This window comes from Paenibacillus sp. BSR1-1 (genome assembly GCF_030403775.1).
GTDB lineage: Bacteria > Bacillota > Bacilli > Bacillales > Cytobacillaceae > Neobacillus.
Genome location: NZ_JAQMWQ010000009.1, coordinates 1 through 18,642, shown reverse-complemented (window position 1 = coordinate 18,642; position 18,642 = coordinate 1). Strand labels below are relative to the sequence as shown.

The window sequence follows — 18,642 nt, the reverse complement described above, 5'->3', positions numbered from 1 at the left end:
AAATAACCCCATTTATAGCAAAAAAAGTCCGTAAAAGGCAATCGGTTTTGCCGATTGCCTAAAAAATTACTGGTGGAGGCGATTGAATGAGCATTACGATTGGAAAAGTCTTCGATTTAACGGTGAAAAAGTTCCCAAACAAGGAAGCCATTTATGATGTCAGAAAAAATGTCAGGTACACCTATAAGGAATGGAACGAACAAGTAAATCGTCTTGCAAACGCCCTTCTCAAAGAAGGAGTAAAAAAAGGCGACCGTGTCTCCACGTTCATGTTTAATACGGAAGAATTAGGAACTGCCTTTTTTGCCTGCTCCAAAATAGGAGCCGTTTTTAACCCGATCAATTTCCGCTTAATGCCTGAAGAAGTAGCTTATATCCTTTCAGATGCCGCTCCCAAGGTAGTCCTTTTTGAGAAAGCTTTAGAGCCTATTATTGCGGCAATAGAAAAGCGTTATGAAAAAATGTCCTTCTGGTTTATTGATAACGATGCCCCGACTTATGCGGCCAGCTACCAAGATAAACTAGCTGCTTCAACAGCAGAGGACGTTCAAATTGAAGTAAATGAGAACGATTTGTATGCTTTTATTTATACGAGCGGGACAACGGGCAGGCCAAAAGGTGTCATGCATAGCCACCGCAATATGCTTGAACAAAGCATCCTTTGCATAGCATCCTGCAAACTTGAAGCGAATGATGTAGGTCTAGTGACAGCTCCAATGTTTCATTGTGCGGAACTTCATTGCAACTTTCTTCCAAGAGTACATGTAGGTGCAAGAAATGTCATTTTGCACCAATTTAATCCACCAAAAATTCTTCAATTAATGGAACAAGAAAAAATAACAAAGCTATTTGCGGCCCCTACGATGTGGAATATGCTGCTTCAAGAGGATTTAAGTCAGTACAACCTATCAAGTTTGAAGCTCGGCTTATATGGTGCGGCCCCAATGGCGCCATCACTCGTACATGCCCTTCATGACCGTTTAGGAATTGCATTAGTTCAAGCGTATGGGATGACGGAGATGGGCCCGGCGATTACTTTCCTGTCGGAGACTGATCAGCTGAGAAAAGCAGGATCTGCAGGCCAGGCTGCAATCAGCCATGATATTCGGATTGTCAGGACAAGAGAGGACGGGCCATCCGACCCGGACGATGTTGTTCCAGCTGGTGAAACAGGGGAAATCATAGTTCAAGGTCCTAGTATGATGCTCGGTTATTACAATCGTGAAGAAGCATCAGAAAAAGCGTTGTATAAGGGCTGGTATCATTCAGGAGATATTGGGTACCTCGATGAAGAAGGCTACCTTTATGTTAATGACCGTGTTGATGATATGATTATCAGCGGCGGTGAAAACATTTACCCGCGTGAAGTTGAGGATGTATTGCATGCCCATCCTGGCGTTCTGGATGTTGCCATTGTCGGGCAGCCTGATGACAGGTGGGGGGAAACCGTGACAGCTTTTGTTGTAAAAAAGGACCAGAATGTGACTCAACAGGAGCTGGATGAATTCTGTAAAACTAGTGATAAACTGGCAAACTACAAGCGCCCTCGGAAATATATTTTCATTGAAGTTTTGCCGCGCAATGCCAGCGGTAAAATCCAAAAATTTGTACTGCGTAAACAGCTGGAGGAGCTTTTCGCACCAGGGTCACCGAATTCGTAGGAAAGGATTTTGAGAATGCTGGAAGGAATTAGAGTCATAGATTTTACCAATTATCTGCCTGGTCCCTTCGCCACATTACGGTTAGCTGACTTGGGCGCGGAAATTATCAAGGTGGAGCCCCCGGGAGGTGACCCAGCCCGCCAAACTGGAATGTCTCAAAATAGAGACGGGATTGTTTTTCAAGCCAATAACCGGCAAAAGAAAAGCATCACCTTAAACTTGAAGGAGAAAGACGGGCTGGAAACAGCTTTAAAACTAATTTCCAATGCCGATGTCGTCATCGAAAGCTTTAGACCGGGGGTAATGGGAAAACTCGGACTGGGTTTTGAAGATGTACACAAGGTGAAGCCCGATATCGTTTACTGTTCAATTTCCGGGTATGGACAAAAGGGGCTATTAAGCGGGCTTGGAAACCACGATATCAATTATATGGCGTTAAGCGGTGTGCTTGCTCAGTTGAAAGATAAACAAGGAAAGCCGGTCCACCCTTCTATCACCTTTGCAGATTACTTAGGCGGGTATGCGGCAAATGAACGGATTTTAGCAGGACTTGTTTCCAGGTTTTTGACTGGGAAGGGAAGCTATCATTCTATTTCCATCACCGATCAATTGGTTTCTTTACTTGGGAATCATGTCATGGTCGAAAAAGAAATGGGTGAGGGAACCGGCATACCTGTTTTGAATGGCAGTATTATTGCATACGCTTTATATGAAACGTTGGACGGCCGGTTTATGAGCATGGGGGCACTGGAGCCGAAGTTTTGGGAGAACTTTTGCATGGTGCACGGGCGGAAAGATTGGATTAGAGCCCATTTTTCAAAAACAGATGAGTCCAACCCAATTTATCAAGAAGTTAAAGCTATTTTTAAAAGTAAGCCTTTTTTCGAGTGGATTGAATTTGCCCAAAAGGTTGATTGCTGTATGGCGCCTGTATTGGAAATCGGGGAGCTGGCCGAAAACCCTTACTTTAAAGAGAAGGAACTTATTTTCACTTCCTCATGGGGTGACTGCCAAGTAAAAATGCATAGTGATCTTGCTCAAGAACATGTGGCAGGTCCGCCTAAAATTGGTGAGCACAAAAATGAGATTTTAAATAGTATATTAATATAGGTGGAGAATAGGCCTGCGAGAAAAATAAACTCGTCGGCCTATTTAGTTTTGATAGTTTTAATGGAGGTTCAGAGTGCCTGCGAAGGTGAAAAAAGAAGACCCGCGGTCACTGTGAAAGGTTCAGAGTGCCCATCAAGGTGAAATAGGAAGACCCACGGTCACTGTGAGACCTACCAGTCTAGAACCTAGACCAAAACTTACTACTAATTTTTCAAATTTTATTAAGCCGCGTTATAATAGAGTTATAAACATTTGAAAGGAGTCACAATCTTGATTGCCAAAACACTCCCCTTACTACAATCTCATTTCGGCTACAACTCTTTTCGCAAAGGCCAAGAACAGGCAATCCAATCGGTGCTGGATGGCAATAATACCATTTGCGTCATGCCGACGGGCGGCGGAAAGTCAATTTGCTATCAAATTCCTGCACTTGCTCTTCAAGGCACCACGATTGTTATATCCCCATTGATTTCCTTAATGAAGGATCAGGTCGATGCTCTCAATCAAGTCGGAATTCCAGCCACATTTATTAATAGCTCCCTTAGCTTCAATGAAGCCTATGAACGGATGCGCAATGCACAGCTTGGGAAATACAAATTACTTTACGTAGCACCAGAGCGGTTAGAGTCACGAGAATTTATCGAAGATCTTTTAAATATGGAAATCCCATTAGTAGCTGTCGATGAAGCCCACTGTATTTCTCAATGGGGGCACGATTTCCGTCCCAGCTACCGCCACATTCAGCAAATGGTTCGAACCCTGCCACAAAAGCCCATTGTTATGGCGCTTACAGCAACAGCAACCCCAAGGGTACGGGAGGATATTTGCCGCCTGCTGGATATCGATGAGGAAAATACCGTTATTACTGGATTTGAACGAGAAAACCTGTCTTTTTCAGTAATTAAAGGACAAGACCGGCTAAAATTCCTTTTTGATTTTCTTAAAAAGAACGAAACAGAAGCGGGAATCATTTACGCTGCGACAAGGAAAAATGTTGACCAGCTTTATGAACGACTGCGGAAAGAAAATATAAATGTTGCCAGGTACCATGCCGGGATGGGGGATGCAGAACGGGCACGTGAACAGGATCGTTTTTTAGAAGACAAAGCATCCGTCATGGTTGCAACATCAGCCTTTGGGATGGGGATTGATAAAAGTAATATTCGCTACGTTCTCCACTTTCAGATGCCGAAAAACATGGAAAGCTACTACCAAGAAGCAGGGCGTGCTGGCCGTGACGGACTCCCAAGTGAATGTACCCTATTATATTCTCCGCAGGATGTGCAAATTCAGCGCTTCTTAATCGACCAATCCATTGACCGAGGACGAATTCAGGCAGAGCTGGAAAAACTGCAGCAGATGGTAGATTACTGTCATACGGAGAACTGTCTGCAGGAATTTATTTTAAAATATTTCGGTGAAACAGAAACAGAGCCGTGCGAAAGATGTGGAAACTGTACGGATTCACGGACCCGTATTGATGTAACCAAAGAAGCACAAATGGTAATGTCCTGCATCATTCGGATGGGCCAGCGTTTTGGAAAAACACTTATTGCCCAAGTATTGACAGGTTCAAAGAATAAAAAAGTAACAGAGCTTGGATTTGAAAGACTTCCAACCTATGGAATTATGAAGGACAAGGGAGCAAAGGAGGTCAGTGATTTTATTGAATTCCTCATTTCACAGGAGTTAATTGCCATTGAGCAGGGTCAATTTCCTACCCTCTATGTTTCCTCAAAAGGTAAGGATGTCTTGCTGGGGAGAATTCAGGTATACCGTCGTGAGACTGTCCAAGTGAAACAAGTTTCAAAGAGCGATCCATTATTTGAAGCATTGAGAGAAGTAAGGAGACAAATTGCTGAGACTGAAAAAGTACCGCCATTTGTCATTTTTTCTGATGCTGCAATAAAGGATATGTGCGCCAAGCAGCCGAAAACGAACGAAGAGTTTTTACAGGTGAGCGGTGTGGGTGAACATAAATTGCAAAAATATGGACTTGAATTTATACAAGCCATCCGAAATTTTTTACAAGATCATACGGATTATCAAAATGAAATTCAAGCTGACGTGAAAGCACCGAAAAAAACAGCCAAAAAAGCGGTTGGGGATTCCCATTTGGATACATTGACTTTAAACCAAAATCACCTATCGATAGAGGAAATTGCGGAAAAGCGGGAGCTTGCAATCAGCACAGTGGAAAGCCATTTACTTCAATGTGCCCAGCAAGGGTTAGATGTCGACTTTTCTAAGCATGTTCCAAGTGAATATATTCCCCTATTAGAAAAGGCCGTCGCAGAAGTGGGCCGGGATCGATTAAAGCCAATCAAGGAGATTCTTCCGGAAGAAATAAGCTATTTCATGATAAAAGTGTATGTATATTTTTTAAGTAAGAATAAATAGGTTAGATGGCCGACAAAATCTCTTTTGTCGGCTATTTCCCATCTTCATGCTTCTTATAGAAAAATAGGCAGAATATGTTAATATTAAGCTACCAATATATGAGAAGGTGATGAGCATCGAAACGAACCAAGACGTGGTACTTTGTTTGAAGGACTTGAAAAAGGATTATGGGACAAAAAATGTTCTAAAAGGCATTAATCTAACGGTACAGCGTGGGCAAATTATCGGATATATTGGGCCAAATGGGGCCGGGAAAAGTACAACAATCAAGATATTGCTCGGGCTTGAAAGTGAGTATGGCGGCAGGGTTGAGATTTTTGGCGAGGAAATCAACGGGAACGATATCAACTACAAAAGAAAAATCGGCTATGTGCCTGAGATAGCGGAACTCTATGATAATCTTACTGCAAATGAGTATTTAACTTTTGTGGGTGAATTATACGGTATGGACCTACAAGCGGCTGATGAAAAAGCCCGGAGCTTGATGAAGGTCTTTGGATTGGAAGCAGTATATCACTCACGAATCTCGTCCTACTCAAAGGGAATGCGGCAAAAGGTATTGATCATTTCGAGCTTATTGCATAATCCTGACCTGTTATTTTTGGATGAGCCCTTAAGCGGTCTCGATGCCAATAGTGTCATGGTTTTTAAAGAAATTCTGGCTGTTCTTGCCTCCCAGGGAAAAACCATTTTCTATTCATCCCATATCATGGATGTTGTAGAGAAAATCAGCAACCGCATTATTCTCATTAACGATGGAAAAATTGTAGCTGACGGCAGCTTTAATGAGTTGAAGGAGCAAAATAAGGAAGGGACACTGGAGCAGATCTTTAATCAGCTGACAGGTTTTAATGAATATAAGGCTTTGGCTGAGGAATTTGTTTCCATCGTTCAAAGGATATAAAGATGAAAAACTTTCGAACGCTGAGATTCCTAGATTTATTTCGCGGTCTATTTGAAAGCTTTGGCATCAATTACACTGTCATGAGAAGAATCTTAGCTGTCAAACTAACAATGGATGGAAGAAGGACTCCGACCATCTTTAACCAACAGACAAAGAAGAAGAAGAAACCAGAAGAAAACGGGTTCATGAAATCATTAGGGATCTACGTGTTATTAAGCCTCATGCTCATCCCGTTTACGATGCTTGGAAGCAACTTTCTGTATCAAATGAGCATCTTTTACGGAATTGTCATGTTTCTTGTCATGACGTCGATGATTTCTGATTTTTCGAATGTACTCCTTGATGTCAGGGACAAGGCAATTCTGTTAACAAAACCAGTCAATAAAAAGACATTAAATGTTGCGAAAACTATTCATGTTTGTATTTATTTAATCTTTCTTACGACTGCACTTACTGCTATTCCCTTATTAATTGGGACATATAGACATGGGATATTATTTCTGCTCCTAGGGGTTATCGGTCTTGTTTTAGTAAATCTATTTATTGTTGTCGTAACGGCAATTATTTACTATTTCATTTTGCGATTCTTTGATGGCGAAAAACTGAAGGATATTATTAACTACGTGCAAATTGGCCTATCCGTTTCGATTGCCGTTGGATACCAGGTATTGGCAAGGTCCTTCAGTGTAGTTGATATGAACATTACCTTTACGCCAAGCTGGTGGCAATTCCTAATTCCTCCAATTTGGTTTGGGGCACCTTTTGAATTATTCCTAAAGCACCACTCAGACTTCTATATTATTTCGTTCTCAATGCTGGCTTTGTTTATTCCTATTATTGCCATCATCATCTATAGTCGTTTAATGCCTTCCTTTGAAAGGAACTTGCAGAAGCTTACTCATAATAGCGGTGGTGGAAGCAGGAAGAAGCATTGGTGGATAAATGGCCTTGTCAATGTGATTTGCCGAAGCAAGGAGGAAAAAGTCTTTTTTCGTTTTGCCGATAACATGATGCGAAACGAAAGAGAATTTCGCTTAAAGGTTTATCCGGCGTTAGGAATGTCTTTGATTGTTCCGTTTATCTTTATGTTTAATGAAATACAATTGAATTCATACGCTCATCTAGTTACAAGTAAATGGTATTTGTCGGTATACTTTTCTTGTTTAATGATTCCTAATGCTGTCGCTATGCTAAAGTACTCAGGAAAATACAAAGGGGCATGGATATATCAATCGGCTCCACTCCAAAGTTTGGCACCGTTATATAGTGCTGTTTTAAAGGTGTTTATTGCCAACCTCTTCTTGCCTATTTATCTTATCTTAAGTGCGGTCTTTATTGGAATATTCGGTTTGAAGATCATAGACGATTTATTGGTCGTACTGGTGACAGCTACTTTATTCACGGTCATTTGTTCAAACTATCTAAAAGGTACACTGCCATTTTCTGAATCATTTGAGGATGCCCTGCAAAGCGGGGGATTGAAAGTAATTCTTGCATTGCTTTGCCTGGCAGTATTTGCTGGAATTCATTTTGCTATTACTTTTATTCCATTTGGTGTGCCAATTTATCTCTTCATCCTTATTATGATTACTTTCTTTTCTTGGAAACAAGCTTATAGGACGGTGTGGAATTTTTAAGTGCTGATGGCTGTTATTAGGGGAGTACCTTGATGACAGCCATTTTTATGATAACATTAAAATTTATTGTTATTTTTAGAATATTCATAATCCTTGTCGATGCAAATCTGATATTGTAGATATTTCCCTGGGAATTTGTCGATTGAAAGAAAAAACTAGAAAAATAGCATTGCTCAATTGAATAATCGGATTTTCGTATTCATATGCTTTTGTAACAGTTAGAAATAGCAATTGCATTCCCAAATCAGCTATAATGAAATGGTTTTGTAAAGACTGATTGTTAAGGAGTTTATTATGTTAAATATGAAAAAAATTACCCCGTTCTATGATCCTTGGGAAGCATATTTAGATATTGAGGAATATGGAAAACCGCAGCTTACAAATATTGAATTCACCACGACAACTCTTTGTAATATGCGCTGTGAACATTGTGCTGTCGGATATACGCTGCAGACAAAGGACCCCGATGCCTTACCTATAGAGCTTATCTTAAAAAGGTTAGATGAAATTCCAACCCTTCGCTCTTTAAGCATTACTGGCGGGGAACCGATGCTGTCATTATCCTCCGTGAAAAATTATGTTGCACCGATTTTAAAATATGCTCACGAACGTGGGGTACGGACTCAGATAAATTCAAATTTAACCCTCGATTTAGCACGATACGAATTAATCATCCCCTATTTAGATGTCTTACATATCTCCCATAACTGGGGCACGGTGGATGATTTTGTTGAAGGCGGCTTCGCGAGAATGGAAAAGCAGCCTGATTACAAACAGCGGGAAAAATATTTTATGAGAATGATAGAAAATAGCCGCGAGCTTGTGAAAGCGGGAGTGATGGTGTCTGCAGAAACCATGTTAAATAAACGGACATTGCCACATTTGGAAAAAATCCACCGCCAAATCGTTGGGGAAATGCTTTGTCAGCGCCATGAAGTGCATCCAATGTACCCAAGTGATTTCGCCAGCAATCTTGAAACACTTACCCTCGATGAGATCAGAGATGCGATTCATCACTTGCTCGATATAAGAAATGAAGAGATTTGGATGCTGTTTGGTACACTGCCGTTCTATGCCTGCAGCAGTAAACAGGAGGATGTAAATCTATTAAAACGTTTATATGAGAGTAAAAATGTGACAGTTAGAAATGATCCAGATGGCCGCTCACGCTTGAATGTTAATATTTTTAACGGTGATATCATAGTAACGGATTTTGGCGATACTCCAGCATTAGGAAATATTCAAAAGACTAAATTGCTAGATGCATATCACACTTGGCAAGCCTCTAATATTGCCAAGGAATTAAGCTGTCATTGCCCAGCCGTTTCATGCCTCGGCCCTAATATCCTGGTCAAAAATAGTTACTATCAGGAAACGGATTTTACAAAGCTGAAAAGCAATTTAGAAATATAGCAGGAATTTCCTGCTTATTTATTTTAAGTAAAAAAAATTTCCCTTATACTAGATATGTAGATATCGATGAAGGGAGTATTCACATGAGATTTCTAGTTGTTGGGGCAGGTGCGGTTGGCGGTTATTTTGGCGGACGGTTACAAGAAAAGGGTGAAGATGTTACCTTTTTAGTTCGTGAAAGCAGAAAAAAGCAGTTAACAGAAACAGGGCTTGTCATTGAAAGTATCCATGGAAACGTGACACTAAACCCGAAAACCATTATTGCTGGAGAGGAAGCAGGTTCTTTCGATGTCATTTTACTTTCAACTAAAGCCTATCACCTAGAAGAGGCTATGGAGAGCATAACACAGTATGTTGGCGAAGAAACAATCATTCTTCCTTTATTAAACGGTATTTTACATATTGATAAATTGGTTGATATGTTCGGGGAAGAGCGCGTTATTGGTGGTCTTTGCTTTATAGAAACCACACTTGATAAAAATGGCAGGGTCATTCAAACAAGTGAAAAACACGATTTAGTATTTGGAGAACGCACAGGGGAACGGTCTGACCGAGTATTAAAAATGGAAGACTCCTTTAGTGGTTCGAACATTGCCTATCGCTTAAGTGAAAACATCAATAAGGATTTGTGGAATAAGTATTTATTTATCTCGACGATGTCTGGTATTACGACTTTAATGAGAGCACCAATTGGGCCTATTTTAGAACAGGCAAGCGGACGGGCAACAATTACTCAGTTATTAAAAGAGATTGTTTCTGTAATCAACAGTATTGGGGCACCACTTCCAAAAGCAATTGATATACAAATAAAGAATCAAATCGATGGCCTAGGCTATTCGATGAAATCCTCGATGCAAAGGGATATGGAAAAATCATTGCCTGTTGAAGCCGACCATTTGCATGGCTATTTACTGGAGATAGCACGGAAGGAAGAGATTTCAGTCCCAGTGTTAGAATCCGTATATGCTAATTTAAAAGTTTATGAACAACAGCTGAAATAAAGAAAAGTCCCATTTTGTGGGACTTTTCTTTTGAAGTTTTTAAGCGGTGTGCTTGATGAGCTTTGGATTACGCTGCATAGATACGAGCAAGATAACGCCGCTGATAATTAATAAAGTACTAGTGCTGATAAAAACTGCGGAAAATCCAAAGTAACCAGATAGGAAGCCGCCCAGCATTGGACCGATTATATTGCCGAGAAATCGTAAACTATTGTTATAGCCAAGAACCTCACCTTGCATCGCAATCGGAGCTTCCTGGCGGATGTAAGCAATTCGAACCGGAATAATTCCGCCAATCGTGACGCCGAGGGCGAACCGGATAATAACAAGCTGCCAAAGACTCGTAACCGCTGCTCCTGGCAGGTAAACAATTCCTGCTAAGAATAAGAGTATGACAAGAATTTTGATATAACCGTATTTGTCAGCAATCTTTCCCCATTTTCGAGACATCATTAGATTCCCAAGTCCAGCTGCAGAAAAAGCAATTCCTGAATAAAAGGCGACATTTGTTTTTCCGTGCAAATCACTAACAAATAAAGACAATATCGGCTGAATGCTAAAATGGGCAATTTGTACTAAAGCAGAGATAAGAAGAACTGTTAATAAAACCGGATTACGTAAAATATGCTTAAAGACTTCCTTGCTTGAATAATGGGTTTTTGCTCCCTGTTTGATTTCAACACGAAATTCTTTTGCAGCAATAACCAGGATAGCCGAAATGAAAATGGATATGGATGTCCACTTAAATGTCGTGGCATAGCCAAGCGAATCTGCTAATAATCCGCCGAGCATCGGTCCAAGTAAAGAACCGGTAATACTGCCTGTTTGCAATGTGCCAAGGACACGTCCGGCAATCTGTTTCGGCGTTTGTGTAGAAATAAATGCCTGGGACATCGGGATAAAGCCTGAAAAGAAACCCATGAAAAAGCGCAGCAGCAATAAATGCCAAACGGAGTGGACGAAGCTGATTAGGAAAATGGAAGCCGCCATTCCAATTCCTGAAATGATAAGTATTTTCTTCCTTCCATATCGGTCGCCGATTTTCCCCCAGATTGGCGAGAAAAGAAAGGCAGATACAAACGTAATTCCAAACGTTACTCCAGACCAATGTTGTACATATTTCTCTGAAAAATTTCCAAACGTCTCAATATAAAGTGAAATAAAGGGCATGACCATCGTCATACTTCCAGCAACAAAAAAGTTGGCAAACCACATGATCACTAAATTACGTTTTGCGCTTTCCTGCTGGTTCATCGTTCATAACACTTCTTTCTCGAAAGTATTTCGTTTATCTAAATATTATAATACCGAAATTAGTTGAGTAATAAAATGGTGATATCGTAATTTTTAAAAATGTAATTTATTAAAAATATTCATAATACTATTGACAACTTTTTAATAGGAGTTTAAAGTATGTTTAATACTAAATTAATTAAATCATTTACGTTCTCTTATCAAGAGTGGCAGAGGGACTGGCCCGATGACGCCCAGCAACCGTTCCGTTTGGAATTGGTGCTAAATCCTGCAAAACAAGAAATTGTTTTGAGAGATAAGAGAGGAGTAGTCCATTTATTTGTGATGAAACCTCTCTTTCTTGGAGAGGTTTTTTATTTTAACTAAAAATCAAACTTTTCCAATGGGATTAAATTGAATTGGTAAGAACACGTAATAAAAAGGGAGTTTACATCATGAAGAGAAACTTATTTAAAAGTACACTTGTTTCAGCATTAGCAGCCACACTCCTGCTAACTGGCTGTGCCTCAAATGGGGAAACAAAGCAAGTCAGCGGCAATAAAAATGTGTCATTAGAAGGGGTTCCAGAACGATTTGCCAAAGGGGATCCGGTTAAAATTAAGGTAATCCGTAAAATTGGCGGTGACGATCATACGGCTCAATTCTTAGCGGGTGCAAAAGAAGAAGGACAAGCATTAGGTTTTCAGGTGGATGTGTTTACTGCCAATGGGGACACAGCGAAATTCCATGATGCAATCAATCAAGCACTAGATCAGAATTATGACGGATTTGTCATTTCTCATGGAGACGATGATGCAACTGTTAATGATGTGAAGAAGATTGTAGAAAAAGGAAAAAGCGTTGTCGCCTTTGACTCTAATCCAAAGCTTGCAGACATTGATGGAGTTACTTTAACTTCTCAGGACGATGAAGCATTAGCAACCTTAGCTCTTGATCAGCTTGTAAAAGAAACAAAAGGAAAAGCCAATATTGCCTACCTTTGGGTGGACGGTTTCCCGCCAATGGTAAGAAGAAATAAAGTCTATCAGGATGTTATTGCGAAAAACCCTGGTATTAAAGAAGTAGAGCGCTTCGGTGTAGCTGCAGCAGACACAAGTGTTCAAACGCAAAATGCGGTTGCAGCGATGCTGAACAAATATCCTAAAGGAAAATTGGATGCCATTTTTGCCACTTGGGATGCGTTTGCGATTGGTGCAGCCCGCGCTCTAAAGGAAGCAGGACGGGAAGAAGTAAAAATCTATGGAATTGATGTTTCCAATGCTGACCTTCAGGAAATCCAAAGAAAAGGCAGCGCATGGAAATACACAGCCGCTGTTGACCCTAAGCTAATTGGTGCAGTAGATATGAGATTACTAGCGAAAAAGTTAGCGGGGGAAGAGACGCCAAAAACCTACGACTTAGAAGCTTCACTCGTGACCCAGAAAAACGTTCAGGATTCTAAAGAGGCTGTTAATATGGTAAACCTAGCGACAATCATTCCAGGCTGGGGACAATCTACTGCCTTTGAAGAAGATTGGATGAAAACATTAAAGAAGCACTATAAGAAATAAATGGAAGTACACTCTCTTTTTCACAAGATTAAGAGAGTGTTTGCTTAATAGGAGGTGGCATTTTGACGACTACAACATTAGAAATGAAAAACATCTCAATAGAGTTTCCTGGTGTAAAAGCACTGAATCAAGTTCATTTTTCCACGGAAACTGGAAAAGTTCAGGCACTGATAGGGGCAAACGGCGCGGGGAAATCGACCTTAATGAAAGTTCTTTCAGGAGCGTATGATCACTATACAGGCGAATTAAGCCTAGCTGGACAAAGTCTGAAAATCCGTTCACCTAAAAATGCTCAGGACGCGGGAATACAAATCGTTTACCAAGAAGTCGATACAGCCTTGATTCCCTATTTAACTGTCGCAGAAAATATTATGCTTCTAGACACCGTTCATAACATGGGGAAAAAACAATGGGTGAAATGGAAGGAGATTCATAATCAAGCAAAAAAAATACTGGCGGATATGAATATTCATCTTTCTACAAAAAAACTGGTAAGCGATTTGACTCTAGCTGAAAAACAAATGGTGTTAATCGCGAGAGCCATTTCAAGGCAGTGTAAGTTTCTCATCTTAGATGAACCGACTGCACCATTAAGTTATACCGAAACAACAGAACTATTCCGTATCGTTAAGGACTTAATAAAGCAAAATGTAGGAATTATTTTTATCTCGCATCGTCTGCCGGAAATCTTTGAAGTTTGTGATGAGATAACTGTAATGCGCAATGGTGAAATTGTTGTAAAAGAGAAAATTTCAGAAACCACTCCGAGCAAAGTGGTCGAGCAAATGCTTGGGCAAAAGCTGGAGGAGCAGTTTCCAGAGAAAAGGGCAACGTTCGGGAATACAGTTCTTGAGGTAAAAGGGCTTTCAGACGAGGCTAAACTTAGAAACCTACATATTCAGGTTAAAGCTGGAGAAATCGTGGGAATCGCCGGGCTTGTCGGAGCTGGAAAAACAGAATTGTGCAAGGCGCTTTTTGGAGCAGCGAAAATTTCTGCGGGAGAAATAATTCTTAATGGTGAGAAGTTAAAAAGTAAAAGCCCTTATGATGCTGTTAAAAATGGGCTTGCATTAGTGCCTGAAGAGCGGCGAAAGGAAGGAATTCTCGTTCTAGAATCGGTAGAATCCAATTTGACAGCGGCCAATTTAGGAGTCTTTTCAAAGGCATTGAGCTTTTTAGACCGGAAAAAGGAAAAAGAAACGGCCAAACAAATGATTCGCGCACTTGGGATTAAGACACCGTCTGAAGAAACAAAGGTTCAAAACCTATCAGGCGGTAATCAGCAGAAGGTAGCGATTGGAAAATGGCTAGTGGCTGAAGCGGATGTATATCTTTTTGATGAGCCGACAAAAGGTGTAGACGTTGGAGCAAAGAGGGATATCTTTAATTTAATTTCAGATTTAGCTAAGCAAGGTAAAGGAATTATTTATGCATCATCAGAGCTTTCCGAAATCATAGGAATAGCCGATCGAGTTTATGTTTTGTATGACGGTGAGTCAGTTAAAGAATTGAAAACAAAAGAAACAAATGAAGAAGAACTATTATTCTATTCAACAGGGGGCAGATAAGATGGAAGCAAATATTACAACAAGCAAACAGACCCCAGCGAAAAAGCCAATTGAACTTTTTCAGATTTTTTATAAATACGGGACCATTATTACGATTATCGCACTTATTGTTATTTTTTCTCTGGCGAATCCAACCTTTATTCAAGGAAGCAATATCGTCAATATTTTGCGTTCCATATCGATTGTAACCATTATTGCGATTGGGATCACGATATCATTATCTGTGGATGGATTTGATCTTTCGGTTGGTTCCGTTGCCTCCCTTTCAAATGCGATTGTCATTTCCATGTTTGTTTGGTTCTCGCAGAACACCTTGATTGCAGTTATTTCAGCTATTGCGGCATCATTAGTGGTTGGCGCTATCAACTCCTTCATGATTGTAAAGCTTAGAATTCCTGATATGCTGTTAACGCTTGCTACGATGTTTATCATCCAAGGAACAGCGCTAACCTATACAAAGGGTGCAACTGTTTCACAAAACATGGTTATGCCGGATGGCTCCATGGCAGCCGGCCTTATCAGTCCGTTTTTTGCTAAAATCGGCGAGGTACCATGGATTATTATAATCATGGCAGTGGCTGTCATTTTGGTACATGTCTTTTTGACTTATACCAAACATGGGCGATATATGTACGTTATTGGCGGCAATAAAGAAGCAGCAAGACTTTCTGGTATTCCGGTAAATAAGTATAAGGTGGCAGCCTACTTGCTTTCTGCTCTTTTTGCATCGATCGGAGGCATTGTTCTTGCATCACGGGTTATGACTTCAGAAATTAATTCAGGTGCACCTTATTTAATGGATTCTGTGGCAGCAGCATTTATTGGTTTTTCAGTCCTTGGGGCAGGAAAGCCTAATGCGTTTGGTACATTTATAGGTGCGGTACTGATTGGAATTTTACAAAACGGTCTTGTGATGATGTCAGTACCATATTATGCGATGGACATTGTTAAAGGAGCAGTTTTGGCGTTTGCTTTAGCGATAACCTACTATAAACAGAAATAAATTATAATGGCGATCCTTTCCATATTAATGGAGAGGATTTTTGCCTTTTATTGGTGTAAAAATTATGTAAGGCGGAGTTTAGGTGGTAAATTTGAGAAGTCCTAAATACCCGTTAAGGTGGAAAAAGGAGCGCGGCGGTAATTAGGAAGGTCTCCAAATGCCCGTTAAGGTGGAAAAGGGAGCGAAGCGGTAATTAGGAAGGTCTCCAAATGCCCGTTAAGGTGGAAAAGGGAGCGAAGCGGTAATTAGGAAGGTCTCCAAATACCCGTTAAGGTGGAAAAGGGAGCGAAATGGTAATTAGGAGGGTCTCCAAATGCCCGTTAAGGTGGAAAAGGGAGCGAAGTGGTAATTAGGAAAGCCTTCTAATGCCCGCTTAGGTGGAGAAGGGACCGCGCCGGTAATTAGAAGGGTCTCCAAATGCCCATAATTTTTGAACAGGCAGGTTTTTTATGCATGAAGGCGAATACTTATTGAATATGACAAGTTTGGAGGGATGGAAATGTCTGGAAAATATCCTGTTTTAGAAGGGGCAGAGCCGTTTTATTTTGAAGGGAATCATGTCGGAATTTTAATATCACATGGCTTTACCGGATCAACACAGAGTATGTTCCCGCTTGGTGAGGCTTACGCTAGAACTGGTTACACGGTATGCGGACCGCGCCTTAAAGGACATGGAACCCACTATGAAGATATGGAGAAAACCACTTATCAGGATTGGATTGCGTCAATTGAAGAGGGGTTCCAATGGTTAAAAGAGCGGTGTGATACTATATTTGTCACGGGGCTTTCAATGGGCGGGACGCTGACACTTTATATGGCGGAAAATCACCCGGAAATTCGCGCGATTATCCCAATCAATGCAGCAGTGGATATTCCCGGAATGAATCCCGTCCGCCAGTTAGAAGGGGTTAGATTTTTAGATGGCGTCGGTTCAGATATTAAGAAGCCAGACGTAAAAGAGCTTGCCTATGAAAAAACGCCTGTTCAATCAGTTAAGGAAATTCTAACCTTTATGGATCAGGTTAGGGCTGACCTCCATAAGATTAACTGCCCATCATTAATATTTGTTTCCAATGAGGACCATGTTGTTCCTCCTAATAATTCGCAAATAATCTTTGATGAAATCAGATCTGAGGAAAAAGAAATTCATTACATGAAAGAAAGCTACCATGTGGCTACACTTGATAATGATCAACAGATCATAATCGAAAAAACATTACAATTTATCGAAAAAAATCTTTAGGAGACAATTTAGTTGTCTTCTTTTTTTATGTTATTGGCACAATATGAGTGAAAGGAGGCAGTTGAATGGAACATTACGAAGCATTCTTGCGAGGTAAGAACTGGATTGATAATGATTTAGATGCAAGGTACATAAATGTGAATCATCCCTATGCCATCTTAATTTCAGGTGATGAAGGTCAAATTACTTTAAGAGGTAACTCTGGCTTTGATAACGGTCAAAACGGCGAAGAAATTTTCTCTTTTACTTCCTTGAGAGATCTTCAGGAATGGTTTGAAAACAATATTGGGGAATAGTGCTCTACACGACGGGTTGAATGAAACTCGTCGTTTTTTTATTTTTTTCAAAAAGGCATTTACAAATTTTCCATTAATTGTATAATTAACACTGTAATATAGATTAACAGTGTTAACAAAAATAACTGTGTTAAAAAGGCTTGGAGTGTGAAGTAAAATGGGCACCAAAGAAAGACGAAAACGGGAAATTGAGGAGATGAGGCTTGAGATCATTGAAGCAGCGGTCCAGTTGTTTGTAACAGACGGGTATGAAAATGTATCGATGAGAAAAATCGCCCAGCAAATCGATTATTCCGCAACAGCTATTTATAAATATTTTGCCAACAAAGAGGAAATCCTGATTCATTTGTTAAAACACGGCTATGCCATCTTTCTTACATGCTTAAAAGAAGGTGTGGCTAATTGTAAATCTAGTCATCCTGGGGAAAGATTGAATGCATTGTTATATGCCTATATCGATTTTGGATTAAAGCATCCTGAATATTACCGGTTAATCTTCGTCGAAAATCTGCATCAGCTTCAAAAGGTGATGACAGAAGAAGATGACCGGGTAAGAGGGTTTGTATTACTAACCGAAATGGTAATGGCAGCAATGAATGAGGGAGTCCTTAAGAAACACGATGCACATATGGCTGCACAGTCTTTATGGGCGTCACTTCATGGCATCACAAGTCTATTAATAACCTTCCCGGACTTTCACTGGCATGAAAAAGAAGGATTTATTGATTTTCAGGTTAATGCGATGATCAAGGGATTAACGTGAGGAGGAAGAGGCAGATGGCTAAACGCAAAATAAATTGGAAAGTTTGGTTAAGTTATTTTGTTGTCGTTGGTTTCATTGGATATATTTTGGTGATGTATGGTTTGAACGATCCTCGAAAGACTGGAATTGTTTCCGGAAAGTTAGAAAATCCTCATTTCCATTATGATACATGGAAAGTCTTATTTTTCTTTCATATTACAACGGGATCGATTGCTCTAATTCTCGGGCCATTTCAGTTATTAAAAGCAAGCCGGAAAAATATAAAAATACATCGCACTCTTGGAAAAATATATGCAACATCTATTCTCCTAAGCGTTCCCGCGGGAATTTACCTTGCGTTTTATGCCACAGGCGGGATTGGTGCAACAATTGCGTTTCTCATTCTTGATGCAGTGTGGTTTTTAACCACGTTCATAGGACTTAAAAGAATACGGGAACGAAAGATTCAAAGTCACCAAGAATGGATGCTTCGCAGTTATGCCATTACACTTGTCTTTGTCACCTTCCGTTTCCTTGTACCAATCTTCATGTTTATTCTCCATCTAGGATTCGCCATTAGTTTTCCACTTGCAGTCATTGTTGGGATCATCATTAATTTATCATTGAGTGAAAGATATCTAAAAAGGTTGCGAAAAGATAATGTAAAAACAAGTCCCATTATCATCAAAGGATAAGAATTTTTTAATTCGCTGATAAATGGGTTAGATTCGCTGATAAAACCCTAAAATGCGCTGATAAACTCCTTCAATTCTTTTAGGACCCCTTAATCCGTTGGACACGAAAATGCTTAATTATTACACTAGTAACAAGCAAAATATCGTGAAAGGGGGTCTTTAAAT

General features: G+C 40.2%; 15 protein-coding genes and 1 riboswitch. Of the genes, 14 read left to right on the top strand and 1 reads right to left on the bottom strand.

The genetic code is table 11. The features are described from left to right. Positions 1–86: 86 nt before the first annotated feature. The 7 genes from PH210_RS14620 to PH210_RS14590 all read left to right on the top strand — a co-directional run bounded on the left by PH210_RS14620 (position 87) and on the right by PH210_RS14590 (position 10,126). The gene (locus PH210_RS14620; protein ID WP_289986465.1) at positions 87–1,661 is read left to right on the top strand and encodes a fatty acid--CoA ligase; all 1,575 of its coding nucleotides are present in this window, start codon (positions 87–89) and stop codon (positions 1,659–1,661) included. A 15-nt stretch (positions 1,662–1,676) separates the two neighbouring features. Then, the gene (locus PH210_RS14615; RefSeq protein WP_289986462.1) at positions 1,677–2,771 is read left to right on the top strand and encodes a CaiB/BaiF CoA transferase family protein; all 1,095 of its coding nucleotides are present in this window, start codon (positions 1,677–1,679) and stop codon (positions 2,769–2,771) included. A 270-nt stretch (positions 2,772–3,041) separates the two neighbouring features. After that, positions 3,042–5,171 (top strand): DNA helicase RecQ, encoded by a 2,130-nt coding sequence (gene recQ, locus PH210_RS14610; protein ID WP_289986460.1) that lies wholly within the window; start codon positions 3,042–3,044, stop codon positions 5,169–5,171. A 109-nt stretch (positions 5,172–5,280) separates the two neighbouring features. Further along, the gene (locus PH210_RS14605; protein WP_289986459.1) at positions 5,281–6,075 is read left to right on the top strand and encodes an ABC transporter ATP-binding protein; all 795 of its coding nucleotides are present in this window, start codon (positions 5,281–5,283) and stop codon (positions 6,073–6,075) included. A 2-nt stretch (positions 6,076–6,077) separates the two neighbouring features. After that, positions 6,078–7,712 (top strand): hypothetical protein, encoded by a 1,635-nt coding sequence (locus PH210_RS14600; RefSeq protein WP_289986457.1) that lies wholly within the window; start codon positions 6,078–6,080, stop codon positions 7,710–7,712. 294 nt (positions 7,713–8,006) lie between these two features. Beyond that, the gene (gene yfkAB, locus PH210_RS14595) at positions 8,007–9,125 is read left to right on the top strand and encodes a radical SAM/CxCxxxxC motif protein YfkAB (protein WP_289986456.1); all 1,119 of its coding nucleotides are present in this window, start codon (positions 8,007–8,009) and stop codon (positions 9,123–9,125) included. An 83-nt stretch (positions 9,126–9,208) separates the two neighbouring features. After that, positions 9,209–10,126, top strand: coding sequence for a ketopantoate reductase family protein (locus PH210_RS14590; protein WP_289986455.1), 918 nt, complete (start codon positions 9,209–9,211; stop codon positions 10,124–10,126). Positions 10,127–10,165: 39 nt separating this feature from the next. On the opposite strand, the gene PH210_RS14585 is transcribed toward PH210_RS14590, so the two are convergent. Then, entirely contained in the window at positions 10,166–11,380 is a 1,215-nt protein-coding gene (locus tag PH210_RS14585; protein ID WP_289986454.1) for an MFS transporter, read from the bottom strand. Positions 11,381–11,574: 194 nt separating this feature from the next. Beyond that, positions 11,575–11,682: riboswitch (SAM riboswitch) on the top strand. Between the two features lie 132 nt (positions 11,683–11,814). Between PH210_RS14585 and PH210_RS14580 the strand changes: the two genes are divergently transcribed. The 7 genes from PH210_RS14580 to PH210_RS14550 all read left to right on the top strand — a co-directional run bounded on the left by PH210_RS14580 (position 11,815) and on the right by PH210_RS14550 (position 18,477). Further along, positions 11,815–12,930, top strand: a complete 1,116-nt coding sequence (locus PH210_RS14580) for a sugar ABC transporter substrate-binding protein (protein WP_289986453.1) — start codon at positions 11,815–11,817, stop codon at positions 12,928–12,930. An 83-nt stretch (positions 12,931–13,013) separates the two neighbouring features. Further along, complete coding sequence (locus tag PH210_RS14575; protein ID WP_289986668.1) at positions 13,014–14,498, top strand: sugar ABC transporter ATP-binding protein; 1,485 nt, start codon at positions 13,014–13,016, stop codon at positions 14,496–14,498. A gap of 1 nt (position 14,499) precedes the next feature. Then, a complete protein-coding gene (locus tag PH210_RS14570) occupies positions 14,500–15,501 on the top strand; it encodes an ABC transporter permease (RefSeq protein ID WP_289986451.1) in 1,002 nt (333 codons plus the stop codon). A 499-nt stretch (positions 15,502–16,000) separates the two neighbouring features. Beyond that, positions 16,001–16,744 (top strand): alpha/beta hydrolase, encoded by a 744-nt coding sequence (locus PH210_RS14565; RefSeq protein WP_289986450.1) that lies wholly within the window; start codon positions 16,001–16,003, stop codon positions 16,742–16,744. A gap of 65 nt (positions 16,745–16,809) precedes the next feature. Then, positions 16,810–17,040 (top strand): hypothetical protein, encoded by a 231-nt coding sequence (locus PH210_RS14560; protein WP_289986448.1) that lies wholly within the window; start codon positions 16,810–16,812, stop codon positions 17,038–17,040. Between the two features lie 157 nt (positions 17,041–17,197). Continuing rightward, positions 17,198–17,803 (top strand): TetR/AcrR family transcriptional regulator, encoded by a 606-nt coding sequence (locus tag PH210_RS14555; RefSeq protein WP_289986446.1) that lies wholly within the window; start codon positions 17,198–17,200, stop codon positions 17,801–17,803. A 14-nt stretch (positions 17,804–17,817) separates the two neighbouring features. After that, complete coding sequence (locus PH210_RS14550; protein ID WP_289986444.1) at positions 17,818–18,477, top strand: DUF2306 domain-containing protein; 660 nt, start codon at positions 17,818–17,820, stop codon at positions 18,475–18,477. Positions 18,478–18,642 lie beyond the last annotated feature (165 nt).